This window comes from Streptomyces ardesiacus (assembly GCF_003112575.1).
Lineage (GTDB): Bacteria > Actinomycetota > Actinomycetes > Streptomycetales > Streptomycetaceae > Streptomyces > Streptomyces ardesiacus.
In genome coordinates this window covers 322837-338611 of sequence record NZ_BEWC01000001.1, presented here as the reverse complement: position 1 = coordinate 338611, position 15775 = coordinate 322837, and the positions used below count along the sequence as shown (strand labels likewise).

Here is a 15775-nt window from a genome sequence, read left to right as displayed (position 1 = left end):
GCGGAGGGCGGGTCGGGAATCGCCGGGAGACCGGCCGTGCCCGACCCGCCCCGTGTTCAGGGCGTGTAGACCGACGGCCGCGGGGCCGTGGACATGCCCGCGCCGAGGAAGAAGCTCGGGTGCGGGGGCTGGTTGTATGCGGTGTTCTGCCAGGCCAGGGCGGTGCGGTACTGGGTGTCGTGGAGGAGGGTAGTGATGCGGGTGTCCGTGTCGTGGGGGCTGGAGTAGATGCGCAGGGCCTTGTTGTCCGACGTCCGCCAGACGACCTCCTCGCGCCAGTCGCCGAGGAGGTCCCCGGAGAGGACCGGGGTGGCCTTGGTGCCGTTGTTGGAGGCGACGCCGGAACCGGTGAGCAGACGGGTGTCGCCGGAGGTGCCGTACTTGTCGATGTGGGTGCCGTCGAGGAGTTCGCGGACGGTGTCGCCGTCCCACCAGGACAGGAAGTTGGTGCTGGAGGGCTTGCGGCTGCTCACGACGGTGCCCTTGGGGTCGCGGATGCCGCTCTCGGCGGACGACCAGGACTCGGCGCCCGCGCTGCCCGACCAGATGTCGCCCGAGACACCGCGGCCGTTGTCGCCGCTCGCACCGGTGGACCACAGGACCTGGCCGGTGCGCGCGTCCGCCATGTACGACGAGGGCTTCGAGCCGTCCTCGTCGACCTTGAACTCCTCCAGGCCCGCACGGGACGGGTCGAGGTCGCCGACGTGCATGGCGTCGCCGTGGCCGTTCTTGGTGGTCCACAGGGCGTAGCCGTTGTCGTCGACGGCCATCGCGCCGTACACGATCTCATCCTTGCCGTCGCCGTCGACGTCGGCGACGGAGAGCTGGTGGTTGCCCTGGCCGTCGTAGCCCTTGCCGCTGTTGGTGGAGGAGTTGGTGTCGAAGGTCCAGCGGCGGGTGAACCGGCCGTCGCGCCAGTCCCAGGCGGCGATCACGGTGCGCGTGTAGTAGCCGCGCGCCATGATCACGGAGGGGCGGGAGCCGTCCAGGTAGGCCGTGCCGGCCAGGAAGCGGTCGACGCGGTTGCCGTAGGAGTCGCCCCAGGAGGAGACCGTGCCGCGGGCGGGGACGTAGTCGACGGTGCCCAGGGCCTTGCCGGTGCGGCCGTCGAACATGCTGAGGTACTCGGGGCCCGACAGGACGTAGCCGCTGGAGTTGCGATGGTCGGCCGAGGAACTGCCGATGACCGCGCCGGTGCCGTCCTTGGTGCCGTCGGCCGTCTTCATGGCGACCTCGGCCCGGCCGTCGCCGTCGTAGTCGTACACCTGGAACTGGGTGTAGTGGGCGCCGGAGCGGATGTTGCGGCCCAGGTCGACGCGCCACAGGCGGGTGCCGTCCAGGCGTATGCCGTCGACGATCGTGTTGCCGGTGTAGCCGGACTGGGAGTTGTCCTTGGCGTTGGTCGGCTGCCACTTGAGGACGATGTCGAGGGCGCCGTCGCCGTCGAGGTCGCCGACGGAGGCGTCGTTGGCCTCGTAGGTGTAGGAGACGCCGTCGGGGGTGGTGCCGCCGGAGGGCGGGCCGACCGGCACGTCCTTGTAGCCGGCGCGGAACTGGACGGCGTGGACCGAGTCACCCTGCTCCGTGCCGTTGACGACCGCGCGGACCGTGTAGTCGGCCTGGGCGGGGGCGCCGGAGTGGAAGAAGGTGGTGGAACCGGTGACCGGGCCGGAGTTGACCTTCGTGCCGGCCCGGTAGACGTTGAACGCGACGTTGTCCGGGTCGGTGCCCAGCCAGCGCCAGCTCACCAGGTTCCCGGCGTCGGTGTGGACGCTGACGACACCCCGATCCAGGGCCTCGACCTGGCGCGCGGTGGCGGCCTCGGCGGTGTCCGGGGACAGCGTGGTCAGGCCCGCGCCGAGGAGTCCGGCGGCGGCGAGGGCCGCGGCCGGGGCGAGGGGGCGTCTGCGGTGGGGACGGGGGCGGGTGTGGGGGTGCCTCACGGGACGAACCTCCTGGAGGACGGATGGATTCCGTCTCTCAGTCGCCGCCCGGGGCGGCCGGGTTGCCGCCCCTCCCCCACGGCTTCCGGAACGCCGCGAGGGTGAAGACGGGGTCGGGCCGCGGCCGGTCCTGGTCCGGGAGGGCGGCCAGCCGCGCCGCGAACTCCTCGGCGAGCGGCTCGCCCGGCGGCAGCGTGACGAACCAGCCGCGCCGCAGGTCGGCGACGGTGCGGCGGGGGCTGCGGCCCTGGCCGTGGCCGGTGAAGCGGGCCCCGCCCGCGGGAAGCAGGCCGTGCTCCCGGGCGTGGGCCTCGACCAGGCGGGCGGCGTCGTGCGCGGTGCTGGGCGGGCGGGCGGCGAGGACGGCGTCGATGTCGCTGCCCACGTTGTGCGAGGCGCCCTTGTCCACCGTGGTCACGTACACCCCGCCGGGCCGCAGCACGCGGGCGCACTCGCCGACGATCGCCCGCGTGTTCTCGGCGCCGCCCGCGAGGTGCAGCAGCCACACGCTGGTGACGGCGTCGAACTCGCCGTCCGCGAAGGGCAGTCGGCGGCTGTCGGCGAGCGCGACGGCTCCGGGCAGCCGGGCGGTGGCGCGGCGGGCCATGGCGGGGACGAGGTCGACCCCGGTCACCCGCAGGCCCTCGCGCCCGGCCGCGATCCGCCGGGTGACGATGCCGGTGCCGCAGCCCACGTCGAGCAGGCGGCGGGCCCGTGGCGGCACCAGGCTCAGTACGGCGTGCGCGGCCGCCGCGGCCCGGGGCTCGCCGCCGCGGGACTCGTCGTACCGCTCCGCTTCCTTGTCGTAGTCGAGCACACCGTCAGTGTGCCCCGTGACCGGCGGCCAGGTCCTCCACCCTGCGGGCGAGCTCGATGTCCTTCGCGGTGACGGCGCCGCCCGCGCTGTGGGTGTGCACGGCGAGGGCGACCGTGTCGTAGCCGAGGGTCAGGTCGGAGTGGTGGTCCAGTTCCTCCTGCACCTGCGCGATGTGGACGACCATCGCGGTGGCCGCGAAGTGGGAGCCGAGCCGGTAGGAGCGGGTGAGGCGGCCGGCGTCGAGGGACCAGCCGGGCAGGGCGGCCAGGTGCTCCTCGATCTCCTGCGACGACAGCGGTTCGACGGGCATGTGCTGCGCTCCTTCGCTGGTGGTGCTCGACGGTCGGGTCGGCTTCAGCGTGCCACAGCGCGGCCGCTCCGGCGCGTCCCGCCGTCCACTACGGTTTCGTGCATGACCGCACTCATGTCCGGTACCGCACCCACCGCCGACCGGGGCGTGGGCCCGCTGCTGCGGGCCTGGCGGGAGCGGCGACGGGTCAGCCAGCTCGAGCTGGCGCTGCGCGCCGACTCCTCCGCCCGCCACATCAGCTTCGTCGAGACGGGCCGCTCCCGGCCGAGCGAGGAGATGGTGCTGCGCCTGGCCGAGCACCTGGACGTCCCCGTGCGCGAGCGCAACGCGCTGCTGCTCGCGGCCGGTTACGCCCCGCGCTACCCGGAGACCCCGCTGGAGGACCCCGCGCTCGGCGCCCTGCGCGAGGGCATGGAACGGCTGATCCGGGGATACGAGCCGTATCCGGCGCTGGTCGTCGACGGGACGTACCGGGTGCTGGCGGCCAACCGGGGGATCACGATGCTGATGGACGGTGTCGCGGAGCACCTGCTCGCACCCCCGATGAACGCGATCCGGCTGACGCTGCACCCGGAGGGGCTGGCGCCGCGCATCCGCAACCTGCGCGAGTGGCGCGGGCACCTGCTGGAGCAGATGGGCCGGCAGATCGCCCTGCACCGCTCGCAGCCGCTGCGGGAGCTGTACGACGAGGTGGCGGCGTACCCGGTGCCGGAGAGCGCGCCGGGCGGCGAGCCCCAGGAGCCGGTGCCCTACTTCGCGCTGCCGATGCAGATCGAGCACGAGGGACACGTCCTGTCGTTCATCTCGTCCATCTCCACCTTCAACACCCCGATGGACGTGACGGTCGCCGAGCTGGCCATCGAGACGCTGCTCCCGGCCGACCCGGCGACGGTCAAGTACCTCCACACGCTGACGTCCTGAAGCCGGCCCCGCCGCCGGGCCGGTCGTGCGTCCGGTCCGCGAATGATCCACGAACACCCCTGTGAGACCGGTGGAGGAACATGGCAGACTGCGGTGAGACTTGGGCACGTTGGGGAGGCGTGGCGTGAGTGAGCGGCGGGCCGCACCCACCGTGGGCCAGGTGGTCCTCGGCCGACGGCTTCAGGAACTGCGGGAGACGGCGGGCCTCAAGCGCGAGGAGGCCGCCAAGGTGCTCCGCGTGGCCCCGGCGACCGTACGGCGCATGGAGACGGCCGAGGTCGCGCTGAAAATACCGTACGTCCAGATACTGCTGACGGCGTACGGAGTCGCCGCCGACGAGGTCGCGGCGTTCGTCGCGCTCGCCGAGGAGGCCAACCAGCCGGGCTGGTGGCAGCGGTACCACGACGTGCTGCCGGACTGGTTCAGCCTGTACGTGAGCCTGGAGGGCGCCGCGCGGATCATCCGGTCCTACGAGCCGCACTTCGTGCCGGGCCTGCTGCAGACCGAGGAGTACGCGCGCTCGGTCATGGAGTCCGGGACGATCGGCAACGTGGGCGGGGACGCGGTGGAGCGGCACGTGTCGCTGCGCATGGAGCGCCAGCGGCTGCTGGAGCGGCCGGACCCGCCCCACCTGTGGGTGGTGATGGACGAGACGGTGCTGAAGCGGCCGGTGAGCATCCACGGCCGGGTGATGCGCGAGCAGCTCGACAAGCTGCTGGAGTTCGCCGCCCGGGACCGGGTGACGCTCCAGGTGGCGGAGTTCGAGGACGGGCCGCACCCGGGGACGTACGCGCCGTTCACCCTGTTCCGGTTCGCGGAGCCGGAGCTGCCCGACATGGTCTTCACCGAGTACCTCACGGGCGCCCTGTACCTGGACTCCCGCGCGGAGGTCTCGGCGCACCTGGAGGTCCTCGACCACATGACGGCGCGCGCCGCCTCGACCCAGCGCACCGAGAAGATCCTGCGCGCCTACCGCGAGACCTTCTGACCGGCGACGACCCGGACACGGCCCACGCAGCCACGCAGCCACGCAGCCACGAGGAGACGACACCGCATGACCGGTACCGAGCCCGCGCCCGCCCCCGTCGACACCAGCCGACCGCACCCGGCCCGGGTCTACGACTGGTGGCTGGGCGGCAAGGACAACTACCCGGTGGACGAGGAACTGGCGCGGAAGATCCTCGCGGCGGACAACACGGCGGTGCGCGGGGCGCGTGCCAACCGCCGGTTCATGCACCGGGCGGTCCGCACCCTCGCCGAGGCCGGGATCCGCCAGTTCCTGGACATCGGCACCGGCATCCCCACCGAGCCGAACCTGCACCAGGTGGCCCAGGCGGTGGCGCCCGAGTCGCGGGTGGTCTACGCCGACAACGACCCGATCGTCCTCCGGCACGCCGAGGCGCTGCTGCACGGCTCGGCGCAGGGCGCCACCGACTACGTCCACGCGGACGTCCGGGAGCCGGAGAGGATCCTGCGGCTGGCGGGCGAGTCCCTGGACTTCGGCCGGCCCGTCGCCCTGTCGCTGGTGGCCCTGACCCACTACCTGGGCGACGCGGCCGACGGCGACGACGTGTACGGCCTGCTCGAGCGGTACGCCGACGCGCTCGCACCGGGCAGCTTCCTGGTCCTCTCGCAGGTCACCCCCGACCTGAACCCGGAGGCGGTGGGCAAGGCCGCGGAGCTGTTCGCCCGCGGCGGCACGCCGTTCTTCCCGCGCTCCCTCACCGAGTTCGCCCGCTTCTTCGACGGCCTGGAGCTGCTGGGTCCCGGCGTCATCCCGGTCACCGGCTGGCGGCCGGACCCCGAGGACGTGGCGGCCCAGTCGGAGGGCATCGTGCCGGTGTACGCGGGGGTGGCCCGCAAGCCCTGATCCGGGCGTCCGGCGGCCCGTGCCCTGACCCGTACGGGCGCCGCGAACAGGTGCGCTCCCGCGCCCGGCCCTAGGTTCGGGAACCAGGGCCTGGCGAGCACCCGGGACCGGGTGAGCAAGGGAGCGCACGTGACCGACACGCGGACACCGCCCACCGAGCCGGGCGCTGCGCTGCTGCGCGCGGGCCGGTTCTTCCGGCCGGGCACCCCGGCTCCCGACCTGCACAGCATCGGACTGGTCGGCGGGCGGGAGTCGGACGCCTTCTACCGCGACCGCTGGAGCCACGACAAGGTCGTGACGTCGACGCACGGCGTGAACTGCACGGGTTCGTGCCGGTGGAACGTGTACGTCAAGGACGGCATCATCACCTGGGAGACCCAGGCCACGGACTACCCCTCGGTCGGCCCGGACCGCCCCGAGTACGAGCCGCGCGGCTGCCCCCGGGGTGCGGCGTTCTCCTGGTACACGTACTCGCCGACCCGGGTGCGCTACCCGTACGTGCGGGGCGTGCTGCTGACGATGTACCGCGAGGCGAAGGCCCGGCTGAAGGACCCGGTGCTGGCCTGGGCCGACCTCCAGGGCGACCCGGAGCGGCGCACGCGCTACCAGCGGGCCCGCGGCAAGGGCGGCCTGGTGCGGGCGAGCTGGGACGAGGCGGTGGAGATGGTCGCCGCGGCCCACGTGCACACCATCCGCACCCACGGCCCGGACCGCATCGCGGGCTTCTCCCCCATCCCCGCCATGTCGATGGTGTCGCACGCGGCGGGCGCCCGCTTCCACTCGCTGATCGGCGCGCCGATGCTGTCGTTCTACGACTGGTACGCCGACCTGCCCGTGGCGTCCCCGCAGGTCTTCGGCGACCAGACGGACGTGCCGGAGTCGGGCGACTGGTGGGACGCGGCGTACCTGATCATGTGGGGCACGAACGTGCCGGTGACCCGCACGCCGGATGCGCACTGGATGGCGGAGGCCCGCTACCGGGGCCAGAAGGTGGTCGTGGTCTCGCCCGACTACGCGGACAACACCAAGTTCGCCGACCAGTGGCTGCACCCGCACCCGGGCACGGACGCCGCACTGGCGATGGCGATGGGGCACGTGGTGCTCAAGGAGTTCTTCGTCGACCGCGTCACGCCGTTCTTCGACGACTACGTACGGCGCTTCACCGACCTGCCGTTCCTGGTGACGCTGACCGAGCGGGACGGCGGGTACGTCCCGGGCAAGTTCCTGCGCGCCGCCGACCTGGGCCAGGGCGGCGAGGACGCCGGCTGGAAGACGGTCGTGCTGGACGAGGAGACGGGCCGCGCGGTCGTCCCGAACGGCTCGCTGGGCTTCCGCTGGAACGAGGCCGACCGGGGGAGGTGGAACCTGGACCTGGGTGACGTGCGCCCCCGGCTGAGCCTGCACGGCCACGCGATGGCGTCCGGCGTCCAGGTGCTGCTCCCCCGCTTCGACACCGAGGGCGGCCCGCACGGGCAGGGGCGCGGCGACGTCCTGCGCCGGGGGGTGCCGGCGACGCGGCTGGGCGGGGCGACCGGACCGCTGGTGACGACGGTCTTCGACCTGCTGCTCGCCCAGTACGGCGTGGCCCGGCCGGACCTGCCGGGCCGGTGGCCGGCGTCGTACGAGGACGCGGAGGCGCCCGCCACCCCGGCCTGGCAGGAGACGCACACCTCGGTCCCGGCGTCGGCGTGCGTGCGCATCGCCCGGGAGTTCGCGCGGACGGCGGAGCGTTCCAAGGGCCGCTGCATGATCCTCATGGGCGCGGGCACCAACCACTGGTTCCACTCCGAGACGATCTACCGGGCCTTCCTGGCCCTGCTCCAGCTCACCGGCTGCCAGGGCCGCAACGGCGGCGGGTGGGCGCACTACGTCGGCCAGGAGAAGTGCCGTCCGCTGACCGGCTGGGCGTCGCTGGCCGCCGCGTCGGACTGGTCGCGCCCGCCGCGCCAGGCCATCGGCACCGGGTACTGGTACCTGCACACCGACCAGTGGCGCTACGACCGCTTCCGCGCCGACGTGCTCGCCTCGCCGCTGGGCGAGGGGCGGCTCGCGGGGATGGCGGGCGCGGACTGTCTCGCCCTGTCGGCGCGCACGGGCTGGATGCCCTCGTACCCGACCTTCGACCGCAACCCGCTGGAGCTGGGCGAGTCCTTCGGCGACCCGGTGGCGAACGCGGTGGCCGAACTGGAGGCGGGAACGCTCAAGTTCGCGGGCGAGGACCCGGACGCGCCGGAGAACTGGCCGCGGATCGTGACCCTGTGGCGGGCCAATCTCCTCGGTTCCTCGGGCAAGGGGGCCGAGTACTTCACCAAGCACCTGCTGGGCACCCAGTCCTCGCTGCGGGCCCAGGAGGCGGCGCCCGGCGAGCGGCCCCGGGACGTGGTCTGGCACGAGGAGGCGCCCGAGGGGAAGGTGGACCTGCTGCTGTCCCTCGACTTCCGGCACACCTCCTCGACGCTGCTCTCCGACGTGGTGCTGCCGGCCGCGACCTGGTACGAGAAGCACGACCTGTCCAGCACGGACATGCACCCCTACGTGCACGCCTTCTCCCCGGCGGTGGACCCGCCGTGGCAGGCGCGCACCGACTTCGACACGTTCAAGGTGCTCGCGGAGAAGCTGAGCGAACTGGCGGAGGACCATCTCGGGGTGCGCAAGGACCTGGTGGCGGCTCCTCTCCAGCACGACACCCCCGGCGAGATCGCCCAGCCGGGCGGCGTCGTGCGGGACTGGCGGCGCGGGGAGTGCGCCCCGGAGCCCGGGAGGACCATGCCGAACCTCGTCGTCGTGGAGCGCGACTACACGGCGGTCGGGGCCAGGTTCGCGGCGCTGGGACCGCTGGTGGAGGCCAAGGGCCTGCCCGCCAAGGGCATCACCCTGAAGCCGGACGAGGAGGTGGCCCGGCTGCGGGACCTGAACGGCACGGTGCGCGGCGGCCCGGCCGACGGGCGTCCGGCGCTGGACACGGCGGTGAAGGCGGCCAACACCGTCCTGGCCCTGTCCGGCACCACCAACGGGCGCCTGGCCACGCAGGGCTTCCACACCCTGGAGGCGAAGACCGGGCAGGAGATGGCCCACCTGGCCGCCGAGCACGAGGGCAGGCGGATCACCTATGCCGACACCCAGGCGGCGCCCGTGCCGGTGATCACCTCGCCGGAGTGGTCGGGCAGCGAGGCCGGCGGGCGGCGCTACACGGCGTTCACGCTCAACACCGAGCACCTCAAGCCCTGGCACACCCTCACCGGGCGGCAGCACTTCTTCGTCGACCACGACTGGATGCACGAGCTGGGCGAGGCGCTGCCGGTGTACCGGCCGCCGCTGGACATGCACCGGCTGTTCGGCGAACCGCGCCTCGGTCCCGACGGGCACCGTGAGGTGACGGTCCGCTACCTCACCCCGCACAACAAGTGGTCCATCCACTCCGAGTACCAGGACAACCTGTTCATGCTGGCCCTGTCCCGGGGCGGCCAGACCATCTGGATGTCGGCCGAGGACGCGGCGGCGATCGGGGTCGCGGACGACGACTGGATCGAGGCGGTCAACCGCAACGGCGTGGTGGTGGCCCGCGCGATCGTCTCCCACCGCATGCCGCCGGGCACGGTCTTCATGCACCACGCCCAGGAACGCACGGTCAACGTCCCGCTGACGGAGGCCACCGGCAAGCGCGGCGGCGTCCACAACTCGCTCACCCGCCTGCTCCTCAAGCCGACCCATCTCATCGGCGGCTACGCCCAGTTGTCCTGGGCCTTCAACTATCTGGGCCCCACGGGCAACCAGCGCGACGAGGTGACGGTGATCCGGCGCCGCTCCCAGGAGGTCGAGTACTGATGCGCCCGATGGCCCAGGTCGCGATGGTCATGAACCTCGACAAGTGCATCGGCTGCCACACCTGTTCGGTCACCTGCAAGCAGGCGTGGACCAACCGGCGGGGCATGGAGTACGTCTGGTTCAACAACGTCGAGACCCGCCCCGGGCAGGGCTACCCGCGCCGCTACGAGGACCAGGAGAGGTGGCAGGGCGGCTGGGAGCTGAACCGGCGGGGCGCGCTGAGGCTGAAGGCGGGCGGCCGGTTCAAGAAGCTCGCCGGGATCTTCTCCAACCCGCGGCTCCCGGAGATCAAGGACTACTACGAGCCCTGGACGTACGACTACAAGAACCTCACCGACGCCCCGCTCGGCACCGACTACCCGGTCGCGCGGCCCGTCTCGCAGCTGGACGGCAAACCGATGAAGATCGGCTGGTCCTCGAACTGGGACGACAGCCTGGGCGGCGCCCCCGCCTACGGCGACCTGGACCCCATGGTGGAGCGCACCCGCCAACAGGCCGCGGAGAAGGTGCGGTTCGCCTACGAAGAGACGTTCATGTTCTACCTGCCGCGCATCTGCGAGCACTGCCTCAACCCGTCGTGCGTGGCGTCGTGCCCGTCCGGGGCGCTGTACAAGCGCTCGGAGGACGGGATCGTCCTGGTCGACCAGGACCGCTGCCGGGGCTGGCGGATGTGCGTGACCGGCTGCCCGTACAAGAAGGTGTACTTCAACCACCGCACCGGCAAGGCGGAGAAGTGCACCTTCTGCTATCCGCGCATCGAGGTGGGCCAGCCCACCGTGTGCTCGGAGACCTGCGTGGGCCGGCTCCGGTACCTGGGAGTCGTCCTCTACGACGCCGACCGGGTGACGGAGGCCGCCCAGACGCCGGACGAACGCGATCTGTACGAGGCGCAGTTGGGCGTCTTCCTGGACCCCGAGGACCCCGGGGTGCGGCGGGCGGCCGAGGAGGCGGGGATCCCGTACGACTGGATCGAGGCGGCCCGGCGCTCCCCCGTGCACGCGCTGGTCAGCAGGTACAGGGTCGCCCTGCCGCTGCACCCGGAGTACCGCACGATGCCGATGGTCTGGTACATCCCGCCGCTGTCCCCGGTCGTGGACGCGCTGACGGAGACCGGGCACGACGGCGAGGACGCGGACAACCTGTTCGGCGCCATCGACACGCTGCGCATCCCGCTGGAGTACCTGGCCGAGCTGTTCACGGCCGGGGACACCGGCCCGGTGCGGGCGTCGCTGGAGAAGCTGGCGGCGATGCGCGCCCACATGCGGTCGGTCAACCTCGGCGAGGAGCCCGACCCGGCCGTGTGCGAGGGCGTCGGCATGCGGGCGGCCGAGGTCGAGGAGATGTACCGGCTGCTGGCCCTCGCCAAGTACGAGGAGCGGTACGTGATCCCGACGGCGGCCGTCGGTGACGCGCACCGGCTGGAGGCCTCGGCACTGCCGGACACGTGCAGCCTGGACACCGAGGGCGGGCCCGGCATGGGGGGCGACGGGCCGTTCGGCGGGGACTCGGGACGCAGGCGGCTGCCCCTGGTGCCGGTGGAGAACTTCCACATCCTGCGCAGGCGGCAGACCGCGGACGACGAGAGGGAGGTCTGATCCGATGCCCGGCTTCGAGGTGCTCCACCAGGCGGCGGCGCTCTGTCTGACGTATCCCGACGACGACTTCCGTGCCCGACTGCCCCTGCTGCGCGAGGCGGCCCCGCAACTGCGCGGTTTCACCGACCACGCGGCGGTGACCGGACAGGACGCGCTCCAGGCGCACTACGTGGAGGTCTTCGACTTCAGGAACCGGCACAGCCTGTACCTGAGCTGGTGGACCGACGGCGACACCCGCAACCGGGGAATGTCCCTGGTCCGCTTCAAGGAGCTGTACCGGCGGCACGGCCTGGAGTTCACCGGGGAGGAGCTGCCGGACTTCCTGCCGGCCGTCCTGGAGTTCGCCTCCCGCACCGGGGACCTGACCATGCTCACCGAGCACCGCGACGCCCTGGACCAGCTCCGCTCCCGCCTCACCGCCTTCGGCACGCCCTACGCGTGCGTCCTGGACGCCGTGTGCGCCACCCTGCCGCCCGCACCGACCGGAGCCCGCCGATGAACGTCTTCCTGTGGGGCGTCCTGCCCTACGCCGCCTTCGCGCTGCTGATCGCGGGCCTGGTCTGGCGGCACCGCTACGACCGCTTCGGCTGGACGACCCGCTCCTCGCAGGTCTACGAGTCCAAGCTGCTCAACATCGCCTCGCCGGTCTTCCACTACGGCATCCTCTTCGTGCTCGCCGGCCACCTGATCGGCCTGTTCGTCCCGGCGTCCTGGACGCGGTCGATCGGCATCGACGAGCACGCCTACCACCTGTTCTCGCTCTACGGCGGCACCCTCGCCGGGGTCCTCGCGGTCGCCGGGATCGCCGTCCTGGTCTACCGGCGCCGCACCAACGCACCGGTCTTCCGCGCCACCACGGCCAACGACAAGCTCATGTACGTCTTCCTCCTCGGCGCCCTGCTGCTGGGCATGATCGCCAAGCTCTCCGACACCTCCGGCAACGGCTACGACTACCGCAGCACCATCGCCCCCTGGGCGCGCAGCCTGTTCACGCTGAACCCGCGGACGGACCTGATGGAGGGCGTGCCGGTGCTGTACCACGTGCACGCGGTGGTCGGGATGGTGCTGATCGCCCTGGTGCCCTACACCCGGCTGGTGCACATGTTCAGCGCGCCCCTGCAGTACCTGACCCGCCCGTACGTGGTCTACCGGTCGCGCGACCCCCGGCAGCTGGGGCCGCGCCCGGACCGGCGGGGCTGGGAGCGCGCGGGCTCCTGACCCGCGCGGCTACCGCCCCGCCACCAGTTCCGGCCGCAGCATCAGGGCGCGCAACTGCTCCCGGGTCAGGGGCGGGGTCCGCAGCGGCGGGCCGAGCTGCCCGGGGCCGCGGTAGCCGGCGCTGTCGCGGACGACCAGGACCCGGCCGTCGGGGAGCGCGAGCCGGCCGGTCAGTTCCTCGCCCCACTCCACGCCTCCCTCCTCGTGCTCCCGCGACGGCCGCCACACGGTCAGCACCCGGCCGCCGGCCAGTTCCTCGCGCACGCAGTCCGCGCGCGGGGCCCCGGACCCGGTGCGCGCGCAGAGGTCGGCCGCGGGGTCCTTCTCGTCCGGGAACTTGGCCCCGGCGTACCTCTGGTCGCGCAGGGCGACCCCGAGGTAGCCGACGCCGTCGGGCCGGTGGACGGCGTACTCGCCGTCCAGGGCGCCCCGCGACTCCCCGCTCGTGGCGCCCGCCAGGTCCGCGCCCTTCAGCAGCACGGCCCAGGAGACCTCCTCGACCTCCCCGGCGCCGGCGGGCAGCAGCCCCGCGAGCCTCTCCTCCCGCCCGGAACCGCCGGTCAGCCCGGTGTGCTCCGGAGGGGCGGAAGGGGAGGACAGGGCGGAGGGCCGGTCCGCCTCGCCCGGGGGCAGGGCGGACACGGTGGTCAGCGCCCCGGCCACGAGGGCCAGCACCCCGCCGGCCACCACCGCCCGGCGCCTTCGGCGCACTCGGGACGCCTCGGCGAACACCGCCGCCGCGCCGAACGAGGGAGGGCCGGCCCCCTCGGCGGCCCGGGCGAGCAGGTCGCGCACCTCGTCGTGTCCGGCGTCGCTCATACCAGCTCCTTCCCCACCTGGGCGCGCAGGGCCGCCAGCCCGCGGGCCGTGTGGCTCTTCACCGTGTTCTCCCGCATGCCGAGCACCGCGGCCGTCGCCTCGACGCTCTGGTCCTCCCAGTAGCGCAGCACCAGCACCGCCCGCTGCCGCGGTGTGAGGCGGGCCAGCGCCGCGCGCACCACCATCCCGGTCTCCGAGTCGGACTCGGGGGCGGCCCGGTCGGGCATCTCCCCGTAGGCGTGCTCACGCCGCCAGAACCGGCGCCTGCCCTCGATGAACGTGTTGAACAGCGTCTTGCGGGCGTAGGCCTCGACGTTGTCCAGCCTCCGCAGCCGCCGCCAGCCGAGAACCACCTTGACGAGGGTCGTCTGCACGAGGTCCTCCGCCTCGTCGCGGTTGCCGCACATCAGGAAGGCGCTCCGGAAGAGCGCCAGGCGTCTGTCGCGGACGAAGTCGTGCAACGCGTCCTCACCGCGCTCCACCCCGCCCCCCCCTTTCCCCGTCCGCGCGCGCGGACGGTCTCACCCTTCAAGTGCGCCGGCACGCCCTCCCGGTTGCGGCCCGGACCGGCGGATCGGGCGGCGGAAGTCGCCGGACGCCGCAACGTCCCGCCCCCACCACCTCATTGAGAAGGAGTGCAGACGTCGAACACCGAGAACGCAGCGGGAGAACCCAGCATGAGTGGAGCACGCGCACGCACGACGACCGCCGTCGCGGCCCTGGCCCTGGCCGTGGTCACCGTCTCGGCCGCCACGGCACACGCCGACGCACGGTGGCTGGCCGCGGACCTGACGGGGGTGGGCGACGCCGCGCTCACCGGCGTCACCCGGGTGGACGGCGACACCACCTGGGCCTACGGAGTGGGGGTCGGCGAGGAGGGCAGGACCCGGCCCAGGACGCCGCTGCTGCTGACCCGCGACGACGGTGAGCGGTCCTGGCGCAGGTTGCCGATGCCGGCCTTCGCCGACCGCTCCGGCCAGATCGGCCAGATCAGCGCCGTGTCCCAGGACGACGCCTGGATGGTCGGCCAGTACGAGGAGTCGCGGGGGGCCTTCCTCACCCAGCACTGGGACGGCACCGAGTGGCGGGTGGTCGACGCACCGGCGCCGGAGGGCAAGAGGTTCGCCGGCGCCGGACTGCTGGACGTGTCGGCACGGGCCTTGGACGACGTGTGGGCGGTCGGCTGGCTCATCGTCGTCGACAGCGAGGTGCCCACTCCGGGCAAGCCCGGGGGGACGACCCAGGAGACGCACGCGGAGGCCGTGGTGGAGCACTGGGACGGCGAGGCGTGGCACCTCGTGCCCGTGCCGGACGCCGCCTCGCTGTGGACCTACTCCGTCACCGCCGTCGCCGAGGACGACGTGTGGGTGTCCGGCTACACCTCCGAGGACCGGCCGGCGATGCTGCACTACGACGGCGTCTCCTGGTCCCGCGTGCCGGTTCCCTACGACGGGGTCAACGGCGAACTCGTCGACCTGGAGGCCCGCGGGGCCGACGACGTCTGGGCGGCGGGCCGGAAGCTGGCGGACGACGAGGACCCGGGGCACGCCCTGCTCGCGCACTGGGACGGCCGTTCCTGGAGGCAGGTGCGGACGCCCGCCGGCGCCGGGCGCGTGAACGACCTGACGCTCGCGCCCGCCGGCGTGGTGGTGGCCGGGGAGCGGCCGGACGGCACACCGTACGTGATGCGGCTGCGCCACGGCCGGTGGTCGGAGCTGTCCGTGCCGTCGGGCGGTACGGACAGCGGCCGGTACCTGACCGGGGTGGCCTGGACCCCGGGGGGCGTCACGGCCGTGGGGTACGAGGAGGCGGGCGGCAGCCTGCCCACGCCGGTGCTGCTGACCGGCGGGCGCTGACCTGACGGGACGCCCGTGCCCTCCCGCACACGTTGCGTGCGGGAGGGCACGGGGACGCCGGCGGACGGACCGCCGGGGTCAGGCCAGCTTGGCCGACAGGGTGATGGTCGTGCCGGTCAGGGCCTGGCTGACCGGGCAGTTCTTCTTGGCGTCCTCGGCGGCGGCGACGAACGCGTCGTTGTCGAGGCCGGGGACGGTGCCCTCCACGGTGAGGTGGATGCCCGTGATGCCCTCGCCGGGCTGGAAGGTGACGTCGGCGGAGGTGGTGAGCTTGGTGGGCGGGGTGCCGGCACCGGCCAGGCCGTTCGACAGGGCCATGGAGAAGCAGCTCGAGTGGGCGGCGGCGATCAGCTCTTCGGGGCTGGTCCTGCCGTTCGCCTGCTCGGCGCGCGACGGCCACGACACCGGCTGCTCGCCGATGCCGGACGAGTCGAAGGTGACGACACCGTTGCCCTCGAGCAGGTTGCCTTCCCAGACGGTGTGTGCGGAGCGCGTGGTTGCCACGGCGGGTTCCTCTCGAATTCTCTTGCTGTACTGGGGGGGTGGGAGCCCGCGGCCGGGTTCCCACCCCCCATCCGATCACACTCCGGCCCGGCCCACC

The 15775-nt window shown here is 73.0% G+C and carries 14 protein-coding genes; 8 read left to right on the top strand and 6 right to left on the bottom strand.

Annotated features, from left to right (window positions below; all coding sequences use genetic code 11):
* Positions 1 to 56: 56 nt before the first annotated feature.
* Genes Sdi02f_RS01415 through Sdi02f_RS01405 form a run of 3 tightly spaced genes read right to left on the bottom strand, consistent with a single transcriptional unit; the run spans position 57 to position 3070 of the window.
* The gene (locus Sdi02f_RS01415; RefSeq protein ID WP_108932539.1) at positions 57 to 1943 is read right to left on the bottom strand and encodes a rhamnogalacturonan lyase; all 1887 of its coding nucleotides are present in this window, start codon (positions 1941 to 1943) and stop codon (positions 57 to 59) included.
* Positions 1944 to 1980: 37 nt separating this feature from the next.
* Positions 1981 to 2760 (bottom strand): class I SAM-dependent methyltransferase, encoded by a 780-nt coding sequence (locus Sdi02f_RS01410; RefSeq protein WP_108932538.1) that lies wholly within the window; start codon positions 2758 to 2760, stop codon positions 1981 to 1983.
* A 4-nt stretch (positions 2761 to 2764) separates the two neighbouring features.
* Positions 2765 to 3070, bottom strand: a complete 306-nt coding sequence (locus Sdi02f_RS01405; RefSeq protein ID WP_030400985.1) for a 4a-hydroxytetrahydrobiopterin dehydratase — start codon at positions 3068 to 3070, stop codon at positions 2765 to 2767.
* 102 nt (positions 3071 to 3172) lie between these two features.
* Between Sdi02f_RS01405 and Sdi02f_RS01400 the strand changes: the two genes are divergently transcribed.
* The 7 genes from Sdi02f_RS01400 to narI all read left to right on the top strand — a co-directional run bounded on the left by Sdi02f_RS01400 (position 3173) and on the right by narI (position 12499).
* Complete coding sequence (locus Sdi02f_RS01400) at positions 3173 to 3991, top strand: helix-turn-helix domain-containing protein (protein WP_030400984.1); 819 nt, start codon at positions 3173 to 3175, stop codon at positions 3989 to 3991.
* Between the two features lie 124 nt (positions 3992 to 4115).
* Complete coding sequence (locus Sdi02f_RS01395) at positions 4116 to 4979, top strand: Sco1979 family transcriptional regulator (protein WP_030400983.1); 864 nt, start codon at positions 4116 to 4118, stop codon at positions 4977 to 4979.
* 66 nt (positions 4980 to 5045) lie between these two features.
* The gene (locus Sdi02f_RS01390; RefSeq protein ID WP_108932537.1) at positions 5046 to 5861 is read left to right on the top strand and encodes an SAM-dependent methyltransferase; all 816 of its coding nucleotides are present in this window, start codon (positions 5046 to 5048) and stop codon (positions 5859 to 5861) included.
* Between the two features lie 129 nt (positions 5862 to 5990).
* Entirely contained in the window at positions 5991 to 9686 is a 3696-nt protein-coding gene (locus Sdi02f_RS01385; RefSeq protein WP_108932536.1) for a nitrate reductase subunit alpha, read from the top strand.
* Entirely contained in the window at positions 9686 to 11281 is a 1596-nt protein-coding gene (gene narH / locus Sdi02f_RS01380) for a nitrate reductase subunit beta (RefSeq protein WP_030400980.1), read from the top strand. The genes Sdi02f_RS01385 and narH overlap by 1 nt, the downstream gene beginning before the upstream one ends.
* Positions 11282 to 11285: 4 nt before the next feature.
* On the top strand, positions 11286 to 11780 hold the full coding sequence (narJ, locus tag Sdi02f_RS01375) for a nitrate reductase molybdenum cofactor assembly chaperone (protein WP_030400979.1): 495 nt from the start codon (positions 11286 to 11288) through the stop codon (positions 11778 to 11780).
* Positions 11777 to 12499, top strand: coding sequence for a respiratory nitrate reductase subunit gamma (gene narI, locus Sdi02f_RS01370; RefSeq protein WP_030400978.1), 723 nt, complete (start codon positions 11777 to 11779; stop codon positions 12497 to 12499). Before narJ ends, narI begins: the two co-directional genes overlap by 4 nt.
* A 9-nt stretch (positions 12500 to 12508) precedes the next feature.
* Here the strand turns inward: narI and Sdi02f_RS01365 are convergent, their stop codons facing one another.
* The gene (locus Sdi02f_RS01365; RefSeq protein ID WP_108932535.1) at positions 12509 to 13318 is read right to left on the bottom strand and encodes a hypothetical protein; all 810 of its coding nucleotides are present in this window, start codon (positions 13316 to 13318) and stop codon (positions 12509 to 12511) included.
* Complete coding sequence (locus Sdi02f_RS01360) at positions 13315 to 13800, bottom strand: SigE family RNA polymerase sigma factor (protein ID WP_030400976.1); 486 nt, start codon at positions 13798 to 13800, stop codon at positions 13315 to 13317. The genes Sdi02f_RS01365 and Sdi02f_RS01360 overlap by 4 nt, the downstream gene beginning before the upstream one ends.
* 195 nt (positions 13801 to 13995) lie before the next feature.
* On the opposite strand from Sdi02f_RS01360, the gene Sdi02f_RS01355 reads away from it, so the two are divergent.
* A complete protein-coding gene (locus Sdi02f_RS01355; RefSeq protein ID WP_108932534.1) occupies positions 13996 to 15174 on the top strand; it encodes a hypothetical protein in 1179 nt (392 codons plus the stop codon).
* Positions 15175 to 15252: 78 nt separating this feature from the next.
* Here the strand turns inward: Sdi02f_RS01355 and Sdi02f_RS01350 are convergent, their stop codons facing one another.
* Positions 15253 to 15678 carry an OsmC family protein gene (locus Sdi02f_RS01350; protein ID WP_030400974.1) on the bottom strand — a complete coding sequence of 142 codons (426 nt, stop codon included), beginning with the start codon at positions 15676 to 15678 and terminating at the stop codon, positions 15253 to 15255.
* Between the last annotated feature and the right edge of the window lie 97 nt (positions 15679 to 15775).

Coding starts and splice junctions, on each gene's coding strand:
- Sdi02f_RS01400 (WP_030400984.1), top strand. CDS start 3,173: ATGACCGCACTCATGTCCGGTACCGCACCCACCGCCGACCGGGGCGTG.
- Sdi02f_RS01355 (WP_108932534.1), top strand. CDS start 13,996: ATGAGTGGAGCACGCGCACGCACGACGACCGCCGTCGCGGCCCTGGCC.
- Sdi02f_RS01365 (WP_108932535.1), bottom strand. CDS start 13,318: ATGAGCGACGCCGGACACGACGAGGTGCGCGACCTGCTCGCCCGGGCC.
- narJ (WP_030400979.1), top strand. CDS start 11,286: ATGCCCGGCTTCGAGGTGCTCCACCAGGCGGCGGCGCTCTGTCTGACG.
- Sdi02f_RS01390 (WP_108932537.1), top strand. CDS start 5,046: ATGACCGGTACCGAGCCCGCGCCCGCCCCCGTCGACACCAGCCGACCG.
- narI (WP_030400978.1), top strand. CDS start 11,777: ATGAACGTCTTCCTGTGGGGCGTCCTGCCCTACGCCGCCTTCGCGCTG.
- Sdi02f_RS01405 (WP_030400985.1), bottom strand. CDS start 3,070: ATGCCCGTCGAACCGCTGTCGTCGCAGGAGATCGAGGAGCACCTGGCC.
- narH (WP_030400980.1), top strand. CDS start 9,686: ATGCGCCCGATGGCCCAGGTCGCGATGGTCATGAACCTCGACAAGTGC.